Raw genomic sequence first — 1,917 nt, forward strand, 5'->3', positions numbered from 1 at the left:
CAGTCGACCCAGCAGAATGCGGCGATGGTCGAGGAGACCTCGGCGGCCGCCCGCAACCTGTCGGGCGAGGTCGAGGCGCTGGCCGAGCAGGCCGGTCAGTTCGAGATCGGCGAGCAGGGTCAGGGGCGCCGCGCTCCAGCGAAGGTGCGCAAGGCGGCCCCGGCCGCGTCGGCCACGCCGAAGAAGGGCGGCTACGTCTCCCCGGTCAAGCCGCTCGCCGCGCCCAAGGCCAACGGCAACGGCGTCCTCGCCCATGTCGCCGATGCCGACGAGTGGAAGGATTTCTAGAGGGGTCGCCGGTCGGTCGAACCTCGTCCGACCGCCCGGAGAGCCGCAAATCAGCAATCTGGAGCGGGTGGTCCGGCCATGGCGGATCACCTGCCCAAGCCGTGCGGTCTCACCCATGGTTCGCTGCGGCCCTCGCCGCGCCAGGGAGCGCCGTTGGGTGCCAGGTCGAAGGTCAACGGCGCTCCGCGTCGACTCTTTGGCCGCGCTCCGCGTTCGAGCGGCAGTCCCGTCTATAATGCAGAGGCAGGCAGTCCGCAGCGCACGGGACGTGTTGAAGCCCCTTCATCACTTCCAGCCCCGCGGCCTGCGCAATCCGACCACCGACACGGCCGGGCTTGATGGCAGCGGCGGATCGTGTGCGCATCCAAGGGACTGTCCCATGAAGATACTCGACAACTCCAAGATCACGACCAAGGTCGTCAGCCTGCTCCTGATGCTCGGCGTGATAACGATCGGCATCACACTGTTCAGCTCGCTCGCCATGAACGGGCTGTCCGACGATTATGGGAAGCTTACCAGGCAGACGCTGCCGGCCAATACCGATCTGGCACGAATGAACCGTCGCGCGCAGCAGATCGCGGAGATTGGTTATCGGGCGACGTCCCACGATTCGGCCAGCCCGCGCGCTCGCTCGGCACCAGACGATCTTCGGCAAACCTACGAGGCTGGCCAGCGGAACCTCGAGGAGGCCGTCGCGACCGATCCGGCCCTCGCCGATGCAGGAGGCGAGATCCAGGCGGAATATGGCCGGATCAACGAGGCCGCCGCGCAGGGAATCCGGCTCGCGCTGCAGAATCGCGACGCGGAGGCTCTCCAGGTCATGGATCGCGTGGACCGCCAGATCGACGAATTGTCGACGAAGGTCGGCAATCTGATCAAGGCGCGGGTGGAGGCGAACGACGAGCGCTCTGCCGCGCTGGAGCAGCAGGCGAACTCGACCTTGATCTGGCTTCTGGCCATCGGTCTGATCGCCGTGGCCGGCGGGGTCGCCACGGCGATAGTCGTAGCCCGCGCCGGCATCACTGCCCCGCTGGCGCGTCTGCAGCAGACGATGGGCGACCTGGCTTCGGGCAACAATCGCGTGGACGTTCCCGGCATCGGGCGCGGCGACGAGATCGGGCAGATGGCCAAGGCGGTCCTGGTCTTCCGCGATGCCGCCGTCGAGCTGGAGAAGGGTTCGGCCGAGAAGGCGCGGGCGGATGCGGAGCAGAAGCGGGTGGTCGACACGCTTTCCGAGGGCCTGGCGAGCCTGGCCCGCGGCGACCTCACCTGCGAGATCAAGGCGCAGTTCAGCGGCGTCTACGAGCAGGTGAAGTCGAACTTCAACGAGGCGGTCGCCAGCCTCCGGGCGCTGATCGGCTCGGTGATCGAGAGCTCGGCGAGTCTTCGCACCGGCGCGGGCGAGATCGCGCAGGCATCGGAGGATCTGGCGCGGCGCACGGAGAGCAATGCGGCGAGCCTGGAGGAGACGTCGGCGGCGCTGTCGCAGATCGACGAGCGCATCAAGGCATCGGCGTCGGCCTCGACGCGCACGGTCGAGCGGGCGGACCAGGCGATCTCCACGGTCGATGGCGGCCGATCGATGGCGGACGAGGCGGTCCAGGCGATGGGCCGGGTCTCGGAGAGCGC

1 protein-coding gene and 1 pseudogene are annotated in these 1,917 nt (G+C 68.3%); both read left to right on the top strand.

Going from position 1 to position 1,917, the window contains the following annotated elements; genetic code table 11:
• Positions 1-288: pseudogene (locus DDE10_RS22990) on the top strand (methyl-accepting chemotaxis protein); the annotation flags it as partial.
• A 379-nt stretch (positions 289-667) separates the two neighbouring features.
• Positions 668-1,917, top strand: a 1,250-nt coding sequence (locus tag DDE10_RS22995; protein ID WP_162806810.1) for a HAMP domain-containing protein, incomplete at its 3' end; no start/stop codon positions are given.

The sequence above is a fragment of the Sphingosinicella terrae genome (assembly GCF_003347635.1).
Taxonomy (GTDB): Bacteria; Pseudomonadota; Alphaproteobacteria; order Sphingomonadales; family Sphingomonadaceae; genus Allosphingosinicella; species Allosphingosinicella terrae.